18 protein-coding genes are annotated in these 19,666 nt (G+C 66.5%); 12 read left to right on the forward strand and 6 right to left on the reverse strand.

The features are described 5' to 3' along the window. Positions 1–92: 92 nt before the first annotated feature. From Ani05nite_RS25415 to Ani05nite_RS25425, 3 genes are read left to right on the forward strand one after another with little or no spacing between them, the layout of a single operon-like run. Positions 93–2,894, forward strand: a complete 2,802-nt coding sequence (locus Ani05nite_RS25415) for a tetratricopeptide repeat protein (protein ID WP_203772219.1) — start codon at positions 93–95, stop codon at positions 2,892–2,894. Continuing rightward, positions 2,803–3,114, forward strand: a complete 312-nt coding sequence (locus tag Ani05nite_RS25420) for a transposase (protein ID WP_203772221.1) — start codon at positions 2,803–2,805, stop codon at positions 3,112–3,114. The genes Ani05nite_RS25415 and Ani05nite_RS25420 overlap by 92 nt, the downstream gene beginning before the upstream one ends. Then, positions 3,111–4,007, forward strand: a complete 897-nt coding sequence (locus tag Ani05nite_RS25425) for an IS3 family transposase (protein ID WP_203772223.1) — start codon at positions 3,111–3,113, stop codon at positions 4,005–4,007. Before Ani05nite_RS25420 ends, Ani05nite_RS25425 begins: the two co-directional genes overlap by 4 nt. 531 nt (positions 4,008–4,538) lie before the next feature. Here the strand turns inward: Ani05nite_RS25425 and Ani05nite_RS25430 are convergent. Both Ani05nite_RS25430 and Ani05nite_RS25435 read right to left on the reverse strand, forming a co-directional pair. Further along, positions 4,539–4,838: a hypothetical protein gene (locus Ani05nite_RS25430; protein ID WP_203772225.1), complete on the reverse strand. Its 300-nt coding sequence runs from the start codon at positions 4,836–4,838 to the stop codon at positions 4,539–4,541. 177 nt (positions 4,839–5,015) lie between these two features. Beyond that, positions 5,016–5,399 (reverse strand): hypothetical protein, encoded by a 384-nt coding sequence (locus tag Ani05nite_RS25435; protein WP_203772227.1) that lies wholly within the window; start codon positions 5,397–5,399, stop codon positions 5,016–5,018. Positions 5,400–5,569: 170 nt separating this feature from the next. Between Ani05nite_RS25435 and Ani05nite_RS25440 the strand changes: the two genes are divergently transcribed. Continuing rightward, complete coding sequence (locus Ani05nite_RS25440; RefSeq protein ID WP_203772229.1) at positions 5,570–6,736, forward strand: AbiJ-related protein; 1,167 nt, start codon at positions 5,570–5,572, stop codon at positions 6,734–6,736. A gap of 466 nt (positions 6,737–7,202) precedes the next feature. On the opposite strand, the gene Ani05nite_RS25445 is transcribed toward Ani05nite_RS25440, so the two are convergent. Beyond that, complete coding sequence (locus tag Ani05nite_RS25445; protein ID WP_203772231.1) at positions 7,203–8,120, reverse strand: hypothetical protein; 918 nt, start codon at positions 8,118–8,120, stop codon at positions 7,203–7,205. Between the two features lie 516 nt (positions 8,121–8,636). Between Ani05nite_RS25445 and Ani05nite_RS25450 the strand changes: the two genes are divergently transcribed. Further along, the gene (locus Ani05nite_RS25450; RefSeq protein ID WP_203772233.1) at positions 8,637–9,410 is read left to right on the forward strand and encodes an adenylate/guanylate cyclase domain-containing protein; all 774 of its coding nucleotides are present in this window, start codon (positions 8,637–8,639) and stop codon (positions 9,408–9,410) included. Positions 9,411–9,769: 359 nt separating this feature from the next. On the opposite strand, the gene Ani05nite_RS25455 is transcribed toward Ani05nite_RS25450, so the two are convergent. Both Ani05nite_RS25455 and Ani05nite_RS25460 read right to left on the reverse strand, forming a co-directional pair. Next, positions 9,770–11,074: an MFS transporter gene (locus tag Ani05nite_RS25455; protein ID WP_239130607.1), complete on the reverse strand. Its 1,305-nt coding sequence runs from the start codon at positions 11,072–11,074 to the stop codon at positions 9,770–9,772. Further along, positions 11,071–12,825, reverse strand: a complete 1,755-nt coding sequence (locus Ani05nite_RS25460; protein WP_203772235.1) for an FAD-dependent oxidoreductase — start codon at positions 12,823–12,825, stop codon at positions 11,071–11,073. Before Ani05nite_RS25460 ends, Ani05nite_RS25455 begins: the two co-directional genes overlap by 4 nt. A 165-nt stretch (positions 12,826–12,990) precedes the next feature. Here Ani05nite_RS25460 and Ani05nite_RS25465 point away from each other — a divergent pair, with 165 nt between their 5' ends. From Ani05nite_RS25465 to Ani05nite_RS25495, 7 genes are all read left to right on the forward strand, one after another. Next, on the forward strand, positions 12,991–13,362 hold the full coding sequence (locus Ani05nite_RS25465; protein ID WP_203772237.1) for an ArsR/SmtB family transcription factor: 372 nt from the start codon (positions 12,991–12,993) through the stop codon (positions 13,360–13,362). An 88-nt stretch (positions 13,363–13,450) separates the two neighbouring features. Continuing rightward, complete coding sequence (locus tag Ani05nite_RS25470) at positions 13,451–14,134, forward strand: arsenate reductase/protein-tyrosine-phosphatase family protein (RefSeq protein ID WP_203772239.1); 684 nt, start codon at positions 13,451–13,453, stop codon at positions 14,132–14,134. After that, positions 14,131–14,787, forward strand: a complete 657-nt coding sequence (locus tag Ani05nite_RS42140) for an arsenate reductase ArsC (RefSeq protein ID WP_203772241.1) — start codon at positions 14,131–14,133, stop codon at positions 14,785–14,787. The genes Ani05nite_RS25470 and Ani05nite_RS42140 overlap by 4 nt, the downstream gene beginning before the upstream one ends. Before the next feature lie 43 nt (positions 14,788–14,830). Continuing rightward, complete coding sequence (locus tag Ani05nite_RS25480; RefSeq protein WP_203772243.1) at positions 14,831–15,583, forward strand: aquaporin; 753 nt, start codon at positions 14,831–14,833, stop codon at positions 15,581–15,583. Between the two features lie 121 nt (positions 15,584–15,704). After that, positions 15,705–16,112, forward strand: a complete 408-nt coding sequence (locus tag Ani05nite_RS25485; protein ID WP_203772245.1) for an arsenate reductase ArsC — start codon at positions 15,705–15,707, stop codon at positions 16,110–16,112. Position 16,113: 1 nt separating this feature from the next. Beyond that, positions 16,114–17,079, forward strand: coding sequence for a thioredoxin-disulfide reductase (gene trxB / locus Ani05nite_RS25490; protein ID WP_203772247.1), 966 nt, complete (start codon positions 16,114–16,116; stop codon positions 17,077–17,079). A gap of 144 nt (positions 17,080–17,223) precedes the next feature. Next, on the forward strand, positions 17,224–18,585 hold the full coding sequence (locus Ani05nite_RS25495) for an FAD-dependent oxidoreductase (protein WP_203772249.1): 1,362 nt from the start codon (positions 17,224–17,226) through the stop codon (positions 18,583–18,585). Positions 18,586–18,722: 137 nt separating this feature from the next. Here the strand turns inward: Ani05nite_RS25495 and Ani05nite_RS25500 are convergent, their stop codons facing one another. Then, the gene (locus Ani05nite_RS25500) at positions 18,723–19,547 is read right to left on the reverse strand and encodes a sulfite exporter TauE/SafE family protein (RefSeq protein ID WP_203772251.1); all 825 of its coding nucleotides are present in this window, start codon (positions 19,545–19,547) and stop codon (positions 18,723–18,725) included. Between the last annotated feature and the right edge of the window lie 119 nt (positions 19,548–19,666).

Below are 19,666 nucleotides of genomic sequence, written 5' to 3' on the forward strand. Positions count from 1 at the left end.
CGAGTGACCTGGCGAGTTCTCTGCGCCTACACCGATGGGGTTTGGATCAATTGGCTGGCCGGCGACGCGTTTCCTTCCTTCCGACACTCACAGTGGCACTGCTGACATCTCTGATTGGCACGGCACTGTCCATCACGGGCAACCTTGCCAGTGATGTGATCAAGCTGCCGCCCTGGCTGTCATGGGTGCAGCACCACCCGGTCTGGGCCTCGCTCGCGCTCACCATGGTCATGTTCGCCTTGTGGGCCACCGGCTACTTCCTTAGCGAGGCCGAGCCGCAACCAGCCACCGGCGACGAGCTGGCAGATACGGCCGAGGGCCTACACGATCAGCTTGGCCGGATCGAAATCAGCCAGATGGAGAGCGACGACCGCGTACTCAAACGACTGCCACCTCTCGCCCGGCAACTCATCGAGGGCGACATCGACCACCAGGGCACTTGGCAGGTCGTCGTCGGTTTCACCCGAGACGCGACCGACCCCTTCCTAATGGCGCGGGAATGGGCCGCAGCGCCTCCCGCGGGTGCTGCTGGGCTGTCGGCCGACGGGCAGCTCTGCATAGCGGAGATCCTGCTGGCATACGGGCAGCCGAAGGCAGCGCTCCGGTTCATCCGTGCCGCGCTCGATCTTGGTGTCACTCCGCGCTTGTTCTGGCTATTCCGCGCCCATCAAACCGCCGGTGCCGCAGAGGATGAAACCACCGCACTCGCTTTGCTCGACGAAGCTGACCAGATCGATCCCAGCTATCCTCTGACCGCCGCGGCACGACTGAACCACGCTAGCGAATGGAACGAGGCCGCTTCGGTTCTCGCCCAATTTCGGCCCACGACGGACTGGGAACGTGACGCAGCAGCGTTAGTCGCGTCGGTCGTATTCGCAAACCTCGAGCGACTCAATGACGCCGTCACCGCCCTCGACTCGATAGCCGATCGCACCCTCTGGTCGGGCAACCTACTCACCCTCGCACGGCTGCTCATGCAGCGATCACAGACAGGGGGAGGAGACAGCCGGTGGAAAGATGCCGCCCGCGCCCGGGAACTGGCCCTCCACGCACGAAACATGCGCCGTTCGTGGCGAGGCGACAGCGCAGAGGCGGTCGCCGCCGCAGCTGAGGCGATGTTTGTCGGCGATGACCCTGCCGCAGTATGGACCATCACGCGTCCACCACCCGACGGTGAGGCAACGCCGGCTGAAGCGGCTGACGCCCGCGTACTCTCCCTCGCCGCCATCGCAGCAGCGGTGACTGGGCGGCCCGTGCAGGCAGAGCAGCTAGCCGCCGAGTCCGGGGACGAATTCGTCAAGTTGCAGGTCAACGCCCAAATCCTGTCCGGGCCGTCACTTGATGGCCAACCCCGCCCTCCTGAATCAGCCATCGAAGCATGGAGGCGGGTGGCCGACGCAGCCACCACCGACGGGCAACGCCTCCACGCATTGAGATATCTAGCCCTCTCCGGCGCCTCCCACCCTTGCGCCGAAGGAATGAGGGAAAAGTATCCCGACGCCATGGCGGATATAGACCAAGTTCGGGAGATCTTCCTGCTCGACGGAACCGACGCCGACAACCGGCTACGCGGGCTGGAGCTCAAATCGCCGTTGGCCTCTATCCGACGCGCCGAACTTATCCGCGCTGCGGGTGACCTGCCTCGCGCAGCGCAAGTGCTCGTGGACGCCACCCAACGTTGGAAAGACCCCCGGCTACTGCTGATGGCTACCGACTGCTACATGCAGGACGGAGACTGGGTAAGCGCTAAAGAGGTCGCCCGACAAACTATTGCCGAAGCAGGGAGCCTCTGGCCCGGCCGAGCGACTGCTCTGCGCCGGCTGGTCGACATCGAAATCGCCCTCCATGACTGGACAAGTGCCATCGCCGCGTGCCGCTCGCTGCTCGAACTCGACGACGAAGACGACGACGCCCGTTGGAACCTAGCCCTCTGCCAATTCCGTGATGGTGATCCACAGGCTGCCCTGCAGACCATGCAGCGTCATGGGCTGCCCCAGCCCACCACCCCACAACGCGCGATGTTCCTGCTCGACCTCGTCCGCAGGTTCGGCGACGCGGCCGAAGTCGCCAGAACTGCCCTGGCACAGCTACGCGCCTTCCCCGATGACGAAGCTCTGCACCTGGCGGCGATGAACGCGATCAACACCCGCATCGACCGCACTGACCTGCCGGAGCCGATGAGCCTCGAAGTGTCTGATGCTTGGACCACGTTCTTCGAGCGGTATCCGGACAGCAACCGCATCACTACATACACCTTCGACGACAACGTGGTGCCCGCCGATATGGAGGCGATGCTGCGCGCGCAAGCAGCCAACTACCAAACAATCCGCAATGCCATCGTCGACGATCTGCTGCCAATAGGCATGCTGTCGCCACTGGTAGGCAAGCCCTATGCGGCGATCTTCCCGTACCGGCCACTCGGGTACAACAGGATCGCCTCACCAATCCAGCAAGACCTGCTCATAGAGGCTCAGCATGCACGAGACGCCATAGACCACGACTGCCTCCTCGACGCCAGCGCCCTATTCACGCTGGCACTCATACCCGATGTAGCAACCACACTGCTGCAGCTGCTCGGCCGAGGACTCACCACCGCCGCTGGCCTCGAAGACATCCTCTCCGCCGACGACCACTTCAACCTGCCGTCCGCCGGAACCCTGGGATTCGACCCCGACCAAGATCGCCTCTTCGCCACCGAGACCGACGACGACATACGCCAACGTCAACAACAATGGGCGTGCCCCGTTTTGACGGACATCCAAGATCAGGGGACCTGGGGTCTCCGGGAGGATGTCCATCATCATGGAGAACATGGCAAAAAAGCGGGCACGGCCGCGCCGGTCGTTCACGCCGGAGTTCAAGGCCGAGATCGTCGAGTTGTGCCAGCGTGGTGACCGCACGCTGCGGCAGGTCAGCCAGGACTTCGACCTGACCGAGACCGCTGTGCGTGACTGGGTCAAGCAGGCTGATCTCGACACCGGCACCCGCACCGACGGGCTGAGCAGCACCGAACGCGACGAACTCGCCCAGCTGCGCCGGGAGAACCGCCGACTGCGTGAAGACGTCGATATTTTGAAGCGGGCGACGGCTTTCTTCGCCAAGGAGACCCGGTGAGCGTGTTCCCGTTCATCGAGGCGGAGCAAGCCGGCAAGCACAACGTCAAACGCGCGTGCGAGCTGTTCGAAGTCTCCAGATCCGCCTACTACCAGCAGAAGACCGGCGCGAAGTCCCGCCGAAAGCGCGTCGACGCTCAGCTCACCGCGCGGATCACCGCCGTGCATGCGGTGTCGAAAGGCACCTACGGGGCGCCGCGGATCCATGCTGACCTCGCCGAAGCGGGGCTGCGTCATGGCCGTAAACGCGTCGCCCGGCTGATGCGCGCCGCTGGGCTGGCCGGCAAGAGCCCTCGCCGGTGGCGGACCACCACCATCGCGGACCCGAACGCCGGTATACGTCCCGATCTGGTTGGCCGTGACTTCAGCGTCGACGCGGCCGCGGCCGATACCCGGTGGTGCGGGGACATCACCTACATCGCCACGTGGCAGGGCTGGCTGTATCTGGCCACCGTCATCGACCTGGCCTCACGCCGCATCGTGGGCTGGGCCGTCGCCGACCATCTCAAGACCGACCTGGTCGACACCGCTCTGTCCGACGCTCTCGCCCGGCGCCGGCCCGCGTCCGGGCTGGTCTTTCATTCCGATCGCGGCTGTCAATACACCAGCGCCCAGCACGCCCGTCTCGCCGCGGCCCACGGTGTTCGCCTGTCGGTTGGCCGTCGTGGACAGTGCTGGGACAACGCAGTCGCCGAATCGTTCTTCTCCACGATCAAGACCGAACTCATCCACCGGCAACCGTGGCCGACATATACCGCCGCCCGCCAGGCAATATTCGAGTACATCGAAGGCTGGTACAACACCCGACGTCGGCACTCGAGCCTCGGCTACCTCAGCCCTGCGGCATTTGAAGCCACCGGCCGTCATCCGCAACCAACCAGTCAGGCCGCCTAACTAAGATCAACACATCGACCCTGTCCGTCAAATCGGGTCAAGCCCACAACAGATCACCGCGATGCTCACCCACGCACGCCACCTGCGGCGCGTCGGCCACCCCGCACTGCTGCACCTCCCCACACACTTCGGTGACCCGGCACCCACGTGGCTGATCAACACCGACGCAGCCAAATTCCACGACATCGCCTTCTGGTGCGACGACCTCGGCCTACGCCGACTCGCCCACGCCCACGGCGTACGCACCTTCGGCACCGCCTCGCTCCTCGACGCAGCGGTGGAAGGCGGTCACCTTGACGACAGCGCCCGCCGACGAGCACTACATACCTCACGGTCGAGTACGCCGTCGACCTACCCTTTGACCTGCAGCTACTTACCGACGTCGCCGCAGAAGGACAATGGCAACCCGGTCCCGTCACGACCATTCTCAGTCGACCAGCCGCCTGGACCCATCCCGAACAAGCAGCGGCAGTCCTTCGCGCAGCACTTCGGCAAGCGCCGCCGGACGCCACACCAGCCTGGATCCAGCTATCACTTCGCGGGCTCCACGACGCCTCCCCAGAAGAACACCGCCGCACGAACCTCATCGGAGTAGCCACCGCTCTGATCTGCGAACCTTGGGCGCGTCCTGAACATCTCCAAGCAATCGAGAACGCCCTGCAAAAACTCATTCCGGAGACGGCCGACGAGGCACTCCAGGTGATCTTCAAGGATGTCTGGCACCGCCTGGCGAAACAGCACCCCGTCGACGAAGCAGTATTGATCATCGTGCACCTCATCAGTGCGCTCACCGACATCAGACGGCAAGCTGCAATCCAGATCGTCTTGCAAACTGGCCAGCCGTAGTCCGACCGGCAGATCTCATTGGCCGTAGCGCGTGTTGAGGCCCTACGGCCGCAGCGTCAAGGAACAGGGACTGGCGCCGTGGCGGCCTCGAGTCACCCGATAAAGCTGCGGATCAGCGCCGCCGGACGTCACTGTCAAAAGCCGAGGCGCGGTTTGCAGCGACTAGCGAAGCTTCATCCCTTCGTTTGCCACCGACCCGACGGCCGCGTCCCAACCCCACGGATTGGCGTTCACGTACAAGCACGGGGCGGTTGAACTGAGGTCGTCTCGCATTCGAGGTAAGTCCACCCCCGGGATGCGGATTCGCACCGTCGTACCGTCGGAGATTGGCAGGCTCCAGGCGAACCAGCCGTCGCGATCGTCATCCGGTGTGCGTACCGGCTCACCGTCGATCCTGGCGACGCGATGCCGAATCGGCAGCTGCTCAAGCTCGTCCGCGCGCTCACGGACCGCGGCGAGGAACACCTTAAGCGCAGCTGCGGCGAAGTCCTCGCGGGCGTCGGAGATAGGCAGCGCTCCAGGGTAGTTCGCTCCGGGATTGATCATGCCCCGACGATACGGCGGACTCGTTGCTCCCAGGGCAGAGTCGAGCGCCAGCAGATTCGCGCCTCAGGCAGCAGGCGAACTCGCACTCTGTCGGTCCGGTTGGACAGCGCCCAGCGGCGGGCGGTAAGACTCCCAGAGGGCCGCTCGTCGGCGACCCGTCCTTCGATGCCTTGCCGGAGGCCCCGATCGCTGCGGACCGATACATCACCGAGGTCACCCGCCGCCGCCTGCTCGACGGCATGGCCTGGCTGCGCGCCACCGTGCCGAACGACCTGCGGGAGTTTCTGACGCCGGCGTACACCTTCTGGAGTGGCGCTCTGCCGGAGACCGACTTCCTCGCCCGGCTCTATGACCTCGACGAGCTGCCCAGCCACGACTCCCGGTACACCACGGCGGGTCAAGACATCGTTCAGCACCGCGTCATGAACGAGGACTGGGACGACGACTGGATCTTCAGCGACCCGCGGTTCGGACTGGCCAACAGCGACAAGGCACTGCTGCGGTTTCTAGGCGAGATGCTGCACCCCGCCGTACGCACCGACCTGGCTGAGGTCGAGCGGCTGCGCGAGTTCTTCAACGGCGTGCTGGTGCACGACGGCTACGAGCTAGTCCAGGTCGACGACATCAGCGGCGCCCCGTTGTTCGCCCACCGCCGCATCGGTGGCGGCGTCCGCGGCGCTATGAAGAACCTGATCTTCGCCGCGGTCGGGCCCAAGCCCGAGATCGTGCTGGTCGACGCGCTCAACAACGACCTGCGCATTACCCGCAATGCGGACAACTGCCTGGTCTATGACCGGCCGCTGGCGGCGCATGGGCTGACCTGGACCGAGCTGACCGGCTGGTGGGCCGACCGGGAAGGCATGACCGGCGCCGACGATTGGGCCGTCTCCTCGAGCCTGTACCGGCGGCTGGACAGGTCCTTGGGCGACAACGATGCCGAGCGGCGGGTGCTCCGCGCCTACGCCGACCGGTACCTGCGCCTCGGCCCGGACATCCCGGCGCTGATCCCGCAGGTCTACCTGCACTACGACCCGCACGTGCGCAGCCACTACCAGCCTGGCTCGGCGCCACTGCCGCGCCAGCGGATGGACTTCCTGATGCTGCTGCCGCATCGGGCCCGAGTGGTGATCGAGTGCGACGGCCGGCAGCACTACGCCGACGACAACGGCCGCGCCAGCCCTCAACGGTACGCCGAGATGGTGGCCGAGGACCGCGAGCTGCAGCTGACCGGCTACGAGGTCTACCGCTTCGGCGGCGCCGAGCTCGTCGACGGCCCCGACACAGCACGTCGGCTCGACGCCTTCTTCGACCGGCTCGCCGAGCGGTACCCCGCCTGACCCCCGCTTGGCCGGGCGGCTGCAGGGACAGAAACGACGGACCCCCGGACCACATGGGTGAGTGTGGCCTTCAAGGACTCATTGCTTCCGTGTGACCGAGCGTCCGTCGGTGTTCGTCCTCAGCGAAGTTGATCCAACAGACGGCGTCGACCTGGGGCGGATCAGTTTGATTGAGACGAGCGTGAGCCGGTTCGTCTCAATCAAACTGATCCTCTCTACCTTGGGGTGCCATCGCGTGAAGTGGCCAGCTTGCATCGTCGACCGCCCAGGCATCGGCCCCGATCAAGTGAGTCGCGGGCCGACCCGCGGTTACGTAGAGTGGTGGTTCGGCGGCCCATGCGCACGCTCGGCGGCATGTGAGTAAGTCGGCTCGGGCATGAACGGTAACGCCGAGCGTACCCATGAGGCAGAACATGCGGTCCGACAGCGTTGCTTCATACGGTGACGACTCGGTGGACCCGCCGATCTACGCAAGGAACTGGTATGCGCTGACGAAGACTTCGCCGGTCCGTGCAGCGTGCTGCCTCTTGCGCCTAAGGAGATCGGGAAGTTCGAGTCGCCCATCGATCACCGCGTTTAAGTCTCCGCCATCCATTAGGATGACGTTAGGGCGGCGCTGTCTGGCCATCTCGAACACAGTGTCCTGAAAACCGTTCATGGAGATAAAGAGGCCGAGAGTGTTGTCGAGCCGACGTCCGATTTTGCCATAGAAAATTTCGAGGTCACCGTGGGGCGTCTTCTCCTGGTGCCACTTCGCTTCGAGTATATATTCACCCTCGAATGTGAATGCGCCATCGATTTGCTCACCCTTTAAGGCGAACGGCGCCTTGGCGTCTATGTCAAAAAGCGCGAAGAACTGATTTAGGAACGCTTCCAACGCGTATCCACGCGGCTGAGGTGCCAGAGTGTGGATCTCATGGAACTTTTGCTTAAGCTCCTCCAACTTAGCCTTCATAGCCTGGAAAGACTCGGCTCGAACTCGGTCCGCTTCGCGTCGGCGCGCGGCCTCCTCGTGTTCGGAGCGCAGTAGCCGGTAAGGGCCGACCGACTCGCTGAGGACCTTGATGGCCGCCACAGCGTTGGCATACTTTGATTCACCGTCATCGAGCCGTTTTAGGTGGGCTGGATCAGGGATGTCTGCAGTTGCCAGAATTAGATTGAGCAACTCGTCAAAGTAGCGATGCTGGTCTGCCGCTAAGGTGTCAACAAGCTGGTCGACAATTGCGCGCTTGTACTGCCCTTCCCAATCGAACTGCGCCACGAAAGCTCGATCGTTAAGGCACGAGTTCAGGAAGGCACGCAGGTCTTTCTTGAACCAATACGCATATATCAGCGCTTCCTTCAAGGGGTGAAGCACTGCCGGACTAATGCGCTTGGTGGTCATCGCGACATCCTAAGTGAACACCTCGCTGTTGTCATCGGGCCTCGTGCCGCAGAGGGGTCCGATACGTTGATCAATTGGCCAGGATCACGACTACACCTAGCAGCTCTTGACGTACTTCGTAAGATCGTGACCGGCCGCAGCGCATCGACGACTATGTCCTGGGCGAGCGCGAGAGCCCTACATGCCGCCTAGCTTGGGAGATGCGTGCAAGTGCTGCTGCTCGGGCCGCACTTCGCGGGCTCCACGCCCCTCGGCGGGATGCTCGTTTAGCAGGCGGTCTCCCGCCGATGCCCGTGCTCCCCGACATCCCGGCTCGCGCCATACGCGTCCACTCAGTGTGCCAGTCCAACGTCCGGATGTCGTCGGCGAGACACCGTTCGAGCGGCGGTACTGGCACAAGGTCTTCTGGACGCGGAACGCATGCGGCAGAGGAGTGCGATCCTGCTTGACGGGTTCTATGCAAAACTTCGCCTATAACCCCGCGACCTGAGTCTCCGCAACATAAAATTTCTACCCATGGGCCTTGGGCAGCGATTTCACTCACTTGAAGACTTTCTAGCCTCGCATGCAAGCAACGTAGACGCCGCAATAGATTGCGGGGATGGATCATCCGTTCCAATTAAGGGAACGGAGATAGAAGCCGCGATCCTCTTTGCCGACATCAGTAGATTTTCAACACGCACGATTGGCATGAGTCCAGTTGAGACGCTGGTCTTTGTGCAAATATTCTTCGGATGGGTCACGTCTCAGGCCCTTAAGGGCCGCCCTGGGATTGTCGACAAATATATCGGCGACGAGGTGATGGTCATATTTTCCAAAGACTTCGGATCCGAAGACCCGGTCCTCGATGCGATCCAAGCCGCGATTGACATGTCCAGGAACGATCCGCATGCGTACCGCCCGCATATCGGAATTGCCTTTGGTCGTACGATCGTGGGTTACGCTGGCACCCCACTCCGTTACAACGTTTCGGTATTCGGCTCTGCGGTCGCCCTGGCAGCACGATGCGCAGGAATCAAGTCAGAGAACCCGGACGGAGGTTCGCCCGCAATTGCACTGCCCAGCGCAGATTGGGGAGATCGTTCTTTCGATGACGTGAACCCTCCTAGTGAGATCCCCACCGTTCTTGAGCTTCATCCGGCCAGGACGGTCCCCCTAAAGGGGTTCGGTGACATCCCTGTTAGGGAAATCTACAACCCAGCTGCCTGGAAGCCTGATTTGACAGCCGAGGAACGCACCACATTCGCTCTTGATGAAATACGTGCGAATAACCGCTATTGGCCCCGATAGCAGGCCCTCGCCAACGCGCTCACATCGGCAGATTCGAACCCCGCCAGCTCTCCCGTGGAGTTACGCTCGGTAGCCGAACTGCGTACTGGCGAGGGCCGGTCATTAGCTCGCGGCCACCTCTGCGAATCTCGATGGCTGCGGCCGGCTCGGTCGCGCGAGCGCGTCCCTTCTGCCGGCCGTACGCCATCATGTGGGGCTCAGGCGGCGTCCGGATCAGTTCGACGAGCCTGGAACAGATCCGTTGCGAAACCACAGCCGGTCCTTCCACGATCGCGTCTGCCCAGCTCAGCGGCAATATTTTGATTAAAGAACAGTGATGTAGTTCGGCTGTGCCCGAGCGTGCTGCCGGTACGAAATGGTCATTCCGGCACGCCGAGCGCACCATGATCGTTGCATCGAGAGGTACTGGGACCGCCCATCGAGCCGATGCGCTGCGTCGGTCTCGTGGAGGCGATGGCTGCGGCGCTGAGTGCGCAGCACGCGGCCACCGTGATCAAAACCGGCGTGTAGCTGCCGGCCCGAGTGTGTAGGCCGGCGGCGGCGAGGGGTGCTGCGGCCTTGGCGAGGGTCATGGGGACGACCAAGATGCCGGCGAGGGTGGCGTAGCGGCGGGTGTCGTAGCGCTCGGCGAGCAGGACGGGCTTGGCGATGGTGGCGACGCCGAAGCCGAGCCCGAAGCCGATGACGGCGCCGATCGCGCCGCCGGTGTTCGCGCCGACGAACGGTAGGAGCAGTGCGGCGGCGGCTTGGACGCTGAAAACGGCGGCGGTGACAGTGGTGGTGCGGTAGCGGCGTTGAAGTCCGGTGGTCAGCAGGCGCCCAGCGACAGACAGTGCGCCGAGGAGTCCGGCGATGGTGGCGGCGAATGTGGGTGGGTGTCCCCAGGAGATCAGGGCGGCGACGAGGTGCACCGTGACCGCAGTGATCGCGGCGGTGTGCGCGGTGAACCCGAGTGCGAGGAGCCAGAATCCGCGGTCGGCCAGCGCCGCGCGTACCGCTCCGACCCCGGGGCGAGACTCGTCATCGCGGGCAGGGTTCATGTGGTGGTGATTCGCGGGTCGCTGTACGGCGAAGGCATGCAAGGGGACGGCCAGGGCCTGGATTCCGGCGAGGACGAGGATGGCGGTGCGCCAGCCGTGGTTGGCGACGAGCCACCCGGTCAGGGGTAGGAAGACGGTGCTGGAGAAGCCGGCGACGACGGTGAGCGTGAGTAGGGCGTTGGAGCGGTGTGCCGTGCTGGTGGCGGCGATGACGATGGCGAACGCGGCTTCGTAGAGGCTGGCGGCGCTGGCTGCGCCGATGCCGATTTGCACGAGGTAGAGCTGCCAGAGGGTGTCGACTTGGGACCAGGCGAGTAGGAGCAGGACGCCGGCGGCGGATCCGGCGGTCATTAGCAGTCGGCCGCCGTGGCGGTCGAGCCACCTGCCGACGGGCACAGCGAGGGCGGCGCCGGTGAGGACGCTGGCGGTGTATGCGCCGGTGACGGCGGTGGTGCTGGTGTGCAGGTGGGCGGCTACCGGGGCGAGGAGCACGGCGAAGGCGTAGTACAGGGTGCCGTAGCCGATGGTCTGGCTGATCGCCAGCGACGCGACGAGGGTGGTGCGGCGGCGCCCGCCGGTGAGTTCACTGGCGGGCGCTACCGGTTGGGTGGTGGGTGTGGTCACGAGCAGCAGGCGCCACCGGCGGCCGGGGCGAGGCTGATCAGGCCGGCCACGCTGGGCAGAGCACCGGGCTGCTCGGTGAGCGCGGCAATCTGCAGGGCGACCTCGGTGTCCAGTCCGATCTCGGCGGCGGCGGCGCGGACGGCATCGCCGGTGCTGGCCGAGGTCGGCAGCAGCGCCATGGTGGCCGCCGCGAGCATGGCCGGCACGTCGGCAGCGAGGCCGAAGCGGGCGGCGATGTCGCGGGAGGCGGCCTCGGCGGCGAGGTTGGAGCCGCACACCCCGGTCTCGGGCAGGTCGAGCTGCACGTCATCGGCAGCCTCGAAGTCACCCGCGAGGGCGGCGGCGATGGAGCGGACCTGCTCGTAGCCGGTGGCCATGAGGAACGTCGGCGCCCGGCCGTAGGACTTCATGCCGACGGCGTAGTAGTTCGGTTCGGGCTGGCCGAGTTCGCGGTAGCCGTGCGGGGCGACGGTGCCGCAGGAGTGTTCGTTGGGGTCGATCAGGTCGGCCAGGGTGCGGGTGCAGCCGAGGATCGGGTCGAGGTCCAGGCGCAGCTCACCGGCGATGCTGTGGTCCGGCCGGAACCCGGTCGCGGACACCACCCGGTCGGCGGTGACGGTGCGCCCGTCGGCGGCGATCAGCTCGATGCCGTGGTCGGCGCGTCGTGCGGTGTGCACGCCGAACGCTTCGACGAGGGTGACCTTGCCGGTGTCGACCAGGGCGCGCAGGCCGCTGCCCAGGGCACCGCGGGCGGGCAGCTCGTCGGCGTCCTCGCCGCCGAACGCGCGCGTCGCGGACCCGCCGCGTACGGCCCAGGTGATCTGGGTGCCGGGTGCGGTGTCGGCGAGGCGGGCGAGGTCCAGCAGCGTGTTGGCGGCGGAGTGCCCGGCGCCGACGACGATGGTGTGCTTGCCGGCGTGGGCGTCGCGGTCGGCGCCGAGCACGTCGGGCAGGGCGTGGTCGATCAGGTCGGCCAGGTCGCTCTCACCGTGTGCGGGCAGCCCGTTGACACCCAGGGGGTTGGGGGTGCGCCAGGTGCCGGACGCGTCGATGACGGCGCTGGCGGTGATGTCGGTGCCGTCGGCGAGCCGGACGATGAACGGCTGGTCGGCCCGGCCGTCGGTGCGGACCCGGTCCACGCTGGTGCGGGTCATCGCGACGACGCGGGCGCCGAAGCGCAGGTGCGGTGCGATCGCGGGCAGCTTGGCCAGGGGCTGCAGGTAGTCCTCGAGCAGTTCCGCGCCGGTGGGTAGGGCTTCGTCGTCGGGGGCGGCCCAACCGGCGGCGTCGAGCAGCCGGCGGGCGGCGGAGTCGATGTTGTAACGCCATGGGCTGAACAGCCCCACGTGCGCCCACTGACGTACCGACGCGGCGATCTCGGTGCCGGCTTCGAGCACGAGGAACGGCATGCCCTGCTCGTGCAGGTGCGCGGCGGCGGCCAAACCGACCGGGCCGGCGCCGATGACCACGACGGGCGCGTCCTGCGGCGACCAGGCCGTGCGGGCGGGGTCGGGCTGCGTCAGCCGGATCGGGGAGGCGATGACCTGCACGGTGCTCGTGGCCGGGGCGCAACAGCCTCCCGCGTCGGCCGCCTGTGCATCGGTGGCGGGCGCGCAGCAGTCAGCGCCTGCGGCGACGGCTTCGGTCTTCGCGGCCGGGGCGCAGCAGGCGTCAGCCTGCACGGCGGCTTCGGTCGTGCCGCAGCACGGCTCCTGCCCGGTGGCCGGGGTGCCGGTGATGTCGCTACTCATGGTCGCGGAGCTCCTTCGTCTGGACGGTCGAGCGGTTCGAGCGGTGGCCTGCGCTGAGCGGCTGGAACCTCTCATCGGTCATCCCACCGCCGCAACGGCTTAGATAATCGTCAAAACCACGAGTCCTATGTTGCACTCGGCTTCGACAAGTGTCAACCTCGACACATGTCGAAACCAGCTGAGGTCACCCTGACGGATCTCGTCGGGCAGGACTGCTGCGCGCCGATCAACGCCGGACGCATGCCGGCACCTGCAGCGGTGGCGTTGGCTCCGGCATTCAAGGCCCTGGGTGATCCGGTCCGGTTGCAGCTGATGTCGATGATCGCCTCCGCCGACGGCGGGGAGATCTGCGTGTGCGACCTGACGCCCGCGTTCGAGTTGTCCGGGCCGACCATCTCGCACCACCTGCGCACGCTGCGCGAGGCGGGCCTGGTCAGCGCCGAACGTCGCGGAAGCTGGGTCTACTACCAGGCCGACCCGCTCGTGTTGCGCTTGCTCGGCGGCCTGCTCGGCACGCCCGTCGCCGTCGCCGGCTAAGCCGAGCCCGCACCGCGAACATGACCATCGGGTGAACAACCCGGCGACCTCTTGCCCTTATCCGACTTACTCAGTGACCATTGAGTCAATGAACACTGAGCAGCAGTCACTGAGGGAGCGGGCGCGGATCCACGCCGCACTCGGCGACCCGGCACGTCTCGCGATCGTGGACGCGCTGAGCCTCGGTGACGCCTCACCCGGCGAGATCGCCCAGGACCTGCAGATGCCGACGAACCTGGTCGCCCACCACGTCAAGGTCCTGGCCGACGCCGGGCTGATCGAGCGCACCCGCTCGGAGGCCGATAAGCGCCGCACCTACCTACGGCTACGACCGGACACCCTCGCCCTGCTCACCCCGCCCCGGCTGCCCGACACGGCCCGGGTGGTGTTCGTCTGCACCCACAACTCGGCCCGCTCACAGCTCGCTGCAGCGCTGTGGACCGACCGCACCCACCGGCCCGCCGCATCGGCCGGCACGCATCCGGCTCAACGGGTGCATCCCCGCGCCGTCACCGTCGCCCAACGCCACGGCCTGCACCTGGAGGCGACAGGGACCGCCCACGTCAGCGACGTGATCACCGACAACGACCTGGTCATCGCGGTCTGCGACAGCGCCCACGAAGACCTGACCGGCACGGTCCGGCCCCGGTTGCACTGGTCGGTGCCCGACCCGGTGCGCGCCGACACCGACGCCGCGTTCGAGACCGCCTTCACCGACCTGGCCGGGCGCATCGAGCGCCTCGCGCCCACCCTCATCGGAGACCCGTCATGACCGACACCACCGCGTACTGGCGTCCCGACCTCTCGATCGACCAAGCCCTCGCGTTGAAGACCGCGGCGACGCGCCTCGCCGCCGAGTTCGACGGCACCTACGGTGCGGAGACGATCGAACGGTTCCTGCACTCCAGCTACGACCAGTTCGCCACGATCGGTGCCATCCCGAACTTCCTGCCGCTGCTCGCCGAACGGTTCGCCCGGCAACGCCTGCAGGCCCTAGCCCGGGTGGAAGGGCATCACCGTGACGGTAAGCCGGTGGTGTTGTTCCTGTGCACCCACAACGCCGGCCGTTCGCAGATGGCGTTGGGGTTCTTCACCCAACTGGCCGGTGACAACGCCATAGCCTGGTCCGGTGGCTCCGAGCCCGGCAACCAGATCAACGCTGCCGCCGTCGCCGCGATGGCCGAACGCGGTATCGACATTGCCGGCGAGTACCCCAAGCCCTGGACCGACGAAGTCGTCCGTGCCGCCGACGTAGTCATCACCATGGGGTGTGGTGACGCCTGCCCGGTGTTCCCCGGCACCCGGTACGAGAACTGGGACCTCGAAGACCCGGCCGGCCTGGACGTCGCCGACGTGCGGCCCATCCGCGACGAACTCGAACGCCGCGTCCGCCGGCTCCTCGACGACCTGCACGTCCCCGCCTGAACCCCGTCCGCATCTGCCCTGAGCATCTGGAGAGCCTGCACTCATGAACCCTGTTGCGACTTGGCGGCGGCTGCTGGCCGAGTTCGTCGGCACCGCGCTGCTGGTCACCGCCGTCGTCGGCTCCGGCATCATGGCGACCACCCTGTCGCCGAACGACGTCGGCCTGCAGCTGCTGGAGAACTCGGTGGCCACCGCGTTCGCGCTCGGCGCGCTGATCCTGACGTTCGGGCCGATCTCCGGGGCGCACTTCAACCCCGTCGTGTCCGCCGCAGACTGGTTCCTCGGCCGCCGGACCGGCACCGGCATGAGCGCCGCCCACCTCGGCGGGTACGCCATCGCCCAAACGCTCGGGGCGATCGCCGGGTCGATCCTGGCGAACCTGATGTTCGACCTGGCCGCCGTCGACTTCTCCGGCAAAGACCGGGCCGCCGGGCACCTGTGGCTCGGTGAAGTCGTCGCCACCACCGGGCTGATCCTGCTGATCTTCGCCCTGGCCCGCTCCGGCCGGTCCGCGGTCGCCCCGGCTGCCGTTGGCGCGTATATCGGCGGCGCGTACTGGTTCACCTCCTCGACCAGCTTCGCCAACCCGGCCGTCACGATCGGCCGGGCATTCACCGACACCTTCGCCGGGATCGCCCCCGCCTCCGTACCCGGCTTCATCGGCGCCCAGATCATCGGCCTGATCATCGGCGCCGGGCTCCTGCTGGCCCTTTACCCCGGTGTCGGACAGAGCGCCGACGAGGTCGTCGTCCACCACGACACGACGGACGCGACTGCACCCCCGGCCCGGCTATGACCCGGCCATGACCAGCTCTGCCGAGCACCCCACTGACCCATTCGGTGCACTGATCAACGCCGACCGCGGCACCGACTACCACCGCGCATTGAACGCCAACAGCAATCAGGAGAGACACCCGATGAGTGACAAGCCCAGCGTCCTGTTCGTCTGCGTGCACAACGCCGGCCGTTCCCAGATGGCCGCCGGCTGGCTGCGCCATCTGGCCGGCGACGCCGTCGAGGTCCGCTCGGCCGGTTCTGCCCCGGCGGAGACGATCAACCCGGCCGCGGTCGAGGCGATGGCCGAGGTCGGCATCGACATCACCGACCAGAAGCCGAAGATCCTGGAGTACGACACCGTCGAGTCCTCCGATGTGATCGTCACGATGGGCTGCGGGGACGCCTGCCCGTACTTCCCGGGCAAGCGCTACGAGGACTGGAAGCTCGACGACCCGGCCGGCCAGGGCGTTGTGGCAGTCCGCCCGATCCGCGACGAGATCAAGACCCGGATCGAGAAGCTGCTCGCCGACTTGGTCCCGGCCGCCTGACATGGAGCTCGACGTGGTCCGGAACCTGATCATCATCGGCTCGGGTCCGTCCGGTTACACCGCGGCGCTCTACGCGGCCCGGGCGAATCTCAAGCCGCTGGTCATTGAGGGTGTGCAGTCCGGTGGTGCGCTGATGACCACCACCGAGGTGGAGAACTTCCCGGGTCACCCGGACGGCATCATGGGCCCCGAGCTCATGGACAACATGCGCAAGCAGGCCGAGAAGTTCGGCGCCGAGTTCATCACCGACGACGTCACCCGCGTCGAGCTGGGCGACCGCCCCACCGAGGCCGGCACCGAGGGTCTCAAAACCGTCTGGGTGGGCAAAAAGGAATACTTCGCCCGCGCCGTCATCCTCTCCACCGGCTCGGCCTGGCGCCTGCTGGGTGTGCCCGGCGAGCAGGAGCTGCTCGGTCACGGCGTGTCGTCGTGTGCCACCTGTGACGGCTTCTTCTTCCGCAAGCAGGACATCATCGTGGTGGGCGGTGGCGACTCCGCGATGGAGGAGGCCACGTTCCTCACCCGCTTCGCCGACACGGTGACGATCGTGCACCGCCGGGACTCGTTCCGGGCCAGCAAGGTGATGGCTCTGCGGGCGAGCAGCAACCCGAAGATCAAGGTCGAGTGGAACAGCGTCGTCGAGGAGATCCTCGGTGGCGACGGCAAGGTGGTCGGCGCCCGGCTGCGCAACCTGCAGACCGACGAGACCAAGGTCCTCGACGTCACCGGCGTCTTCGTCGCCATCGGCCACGACCCCCGCAGCGAGCTGTTCAAGGGTCAGGTCGAAATGGACGACGAGGGCTACGTCAAGGTCGACCACCCGAGCACGCGCACCAATGTTCCGGGCGTGTTCGCGGCCGGCGACCTCGTCGACCACACCTACCGCCAGGCCATCACGGCCTCCGGCACCGGCTGCGCCGCCGCCCTGGATGCCGAGCGCTTCATCGCCTCGTTCCTCGAGCTCTAGGTTCTCTCGCACTGCAACGAGCCGGTCCTTCCTCCCGCACCGCACAACAGCGGCGGGTTTCCGCCGGCTTCGCCACGCCTGACCACCTCCAGGACGCAGGCTCACCATGGCGCCTGCCCGCCCAACCCGAGAAAGGGCGTCGTCATGCACCTGCTCGTCATCGGCGGCAGCGACGCCGGCATCAGCGCCGGCCTCGCCGCCCGCGAACGCGACCCCAGCGCCGAGGTGACGCTGCTGGTCGCCGACCGATACCCGAACTTCAGCATCTGCGGCATCCCCTACCACGTCTCCGGCGACGTGCCGTACTGGCGATCACTCGCGCACCGCAGCACCACCGACCTGTTGCATGCCGGACTCAACCTGCGTCTCGAGCACCGCGCCACCGCCATCGACCCCGACGCCCACACCGTCACGGTCACCACCCCGCAAGCCGACACAGTCACGTTCGCCTACGACCGGCTGATCATCGGCACCGGTGCCGTGCCAGCCCTGCCACCGATCGACGGCCTCGACACGCTCGGCCCTGCCGACGGCGTCCACGTCCTGCACTCCATGGGCGACATGTTCGCCGTCCTGAACTCCCTCGAACGCCGTCAAGCCCGCACCGCAGTCATTGTCGGCGCCGGCTACATCGGCCTGGAAATGGCCGAAGCCCTCACCACCCGCGGCCTGACGGTGACCCTGGTCGAGCAACTCGACCAGGTCATGCCCACCATCGACGGCGAACTCGCCGCCCCACTGGCCGAACACCTGCGCGAGCACGGCGTCGACGTCCAGCACGGCACGAAGGTTCAGGCCATCCATGCCGACGATGCTGGGCTCACGGTCGAGACCGACCGTGGGAATCACCCCGGTGACATCGTCCTGGTCGTCACCGGCGTGCGCCCCGACACCGAGCTCGCCGCCGCCGCGGGCACCCGGCTCGGCATCCGCGGCACCATCGCCGTCGACCGGCAGATGCGCACCAACCTGCCCGACATCTACGCCGCCGGCGACTGCGTTCACACCTACCACCGGCTCCTCGACCAGCATGTGTACCTACCGCTGGGCAGCACCGCCCACAAACAAGGCCGCGTCGCCGGAATAAACGCCCTAGGCGGCACTGCCAAGTTCGCCGGCTCACTGGGCACCCAGGCCGTCAAGGTGTTCGACCTCGTCGCCGCCGGCACCGGTCTACGCGACGGCGACGCCCGCCAAGCCGGTTACGACCCGATCACCATCGAAACCACCGCCGACGACCACAAGGCCTACTACCCGGGCGCCACCGCCATCCGGATCCGCGTCACCGGCGACCGCGCCACCGGACGGCTCCTCGGCGCCCAACTGCTCGGCTCCCGAGGCGCGGAGATCGCCAAGCGCATCGACATCTACGCCACCGCGATCAGCTACGGCGCCGCGGTCGCCGACATCTCTGACCTCGACCTGTCATACACCCCACCGCTAGGCAGCCCCTGGGACGCCGCCCAAATCGCTGCCACGGCCTGGCAACAGGCAACAGGACGCTGACCCGCGGGAGTAGACCATTGCATTCCGTCGAGCAGGGAATCAGCAGGCGTCATGGGCTACCAAGGCAGGGGCCTGCGGTGGGACAGCCATCGGCGTTTGTGGGTGGGTCGCCGTTCGGCCGTCGACGGACAGGTCGATTAGACGTTGGCGTGACGCCAGACTTTGACCGACGACAGTACGAGCAGCAGCGCCAGCCCAGGGACGAGGATGGCCTCAGGTACGACGCCGAGGAGGAGCCCGCCGAGGATGGTTCCGGCGACAGAGCCAAGAGCAAGGACGATCCCGACGCGGGCGTAGCGCCGCAGGACGGTGAAGCTACCGTCGCGGCTGTAGCGAGCGAACGCGACCAACATGGTGGGCAGCGACACGGCGAGCGAGAGGCTGCCAGCGATCTTGATGTCGGTGCCGAACAGCAGCACGATTGTCGGGATCAGCAGCTCACCGCCGGCGACGCCCATGATGGCAGCGACGACGCCGATGAAGAACCCGGCGATCACGCCGGCGATGACAGTGGCGGCGGTAGGCATGTCGACGTAGTGCAAGGTGCCGACGTGGTTGGCGATCAGCGCGGCGGCGATGAGGACGAGTAGCACAGCGAGTACGCGGTAGAGGGTGGAGGAGCGCATCCGAGTGGCCCAGGAGGCGCCGGCCCATGCGCCCGCGAGGCTGCCGACGAGCAGGTTGACGACCACGCCCCAGTGTGGGGTCAGCGCAGATAACGGCACAGCGGCCAGCCGGGCAGGCAGAGCGGTGAGAACCACGACGAGGCTGAGCGCCTTGTTCAGGATGACCGCCTGCAGAGCGGCGAATCCGAAAAGCATTATCAGCAGTGGGAGGCGGAACTCGGCGCCGCCGAGGCCGATCATGCCGCCGAGCACGCCGACCGCGGCTCCGGCCATAAAGGCCAGCGGCAGCGCTGACCGGATAGCAGGCTGGCTCGCTGCCTGCGGAGTTGTCTGCACGGCTCGACCCTACGGCGTGTTCGACGCCGTCTTCGGCGTACTTACCGGGGTCGAGGTGCCGGCACTGGCAGCCATGTCGCCATGGCCAGCTCAGATGATGACAGATCGGGAACGTTAGG

The organism is Actinoplanes nipponensis, assembly GCF_016862275.1.
Lineage (GTDB): Bacteria > Actinomycetota > Actinomycetes > Mycobacteriales > Micromonosporaceae > Actinoplanes > Actinoplanes nipponensis.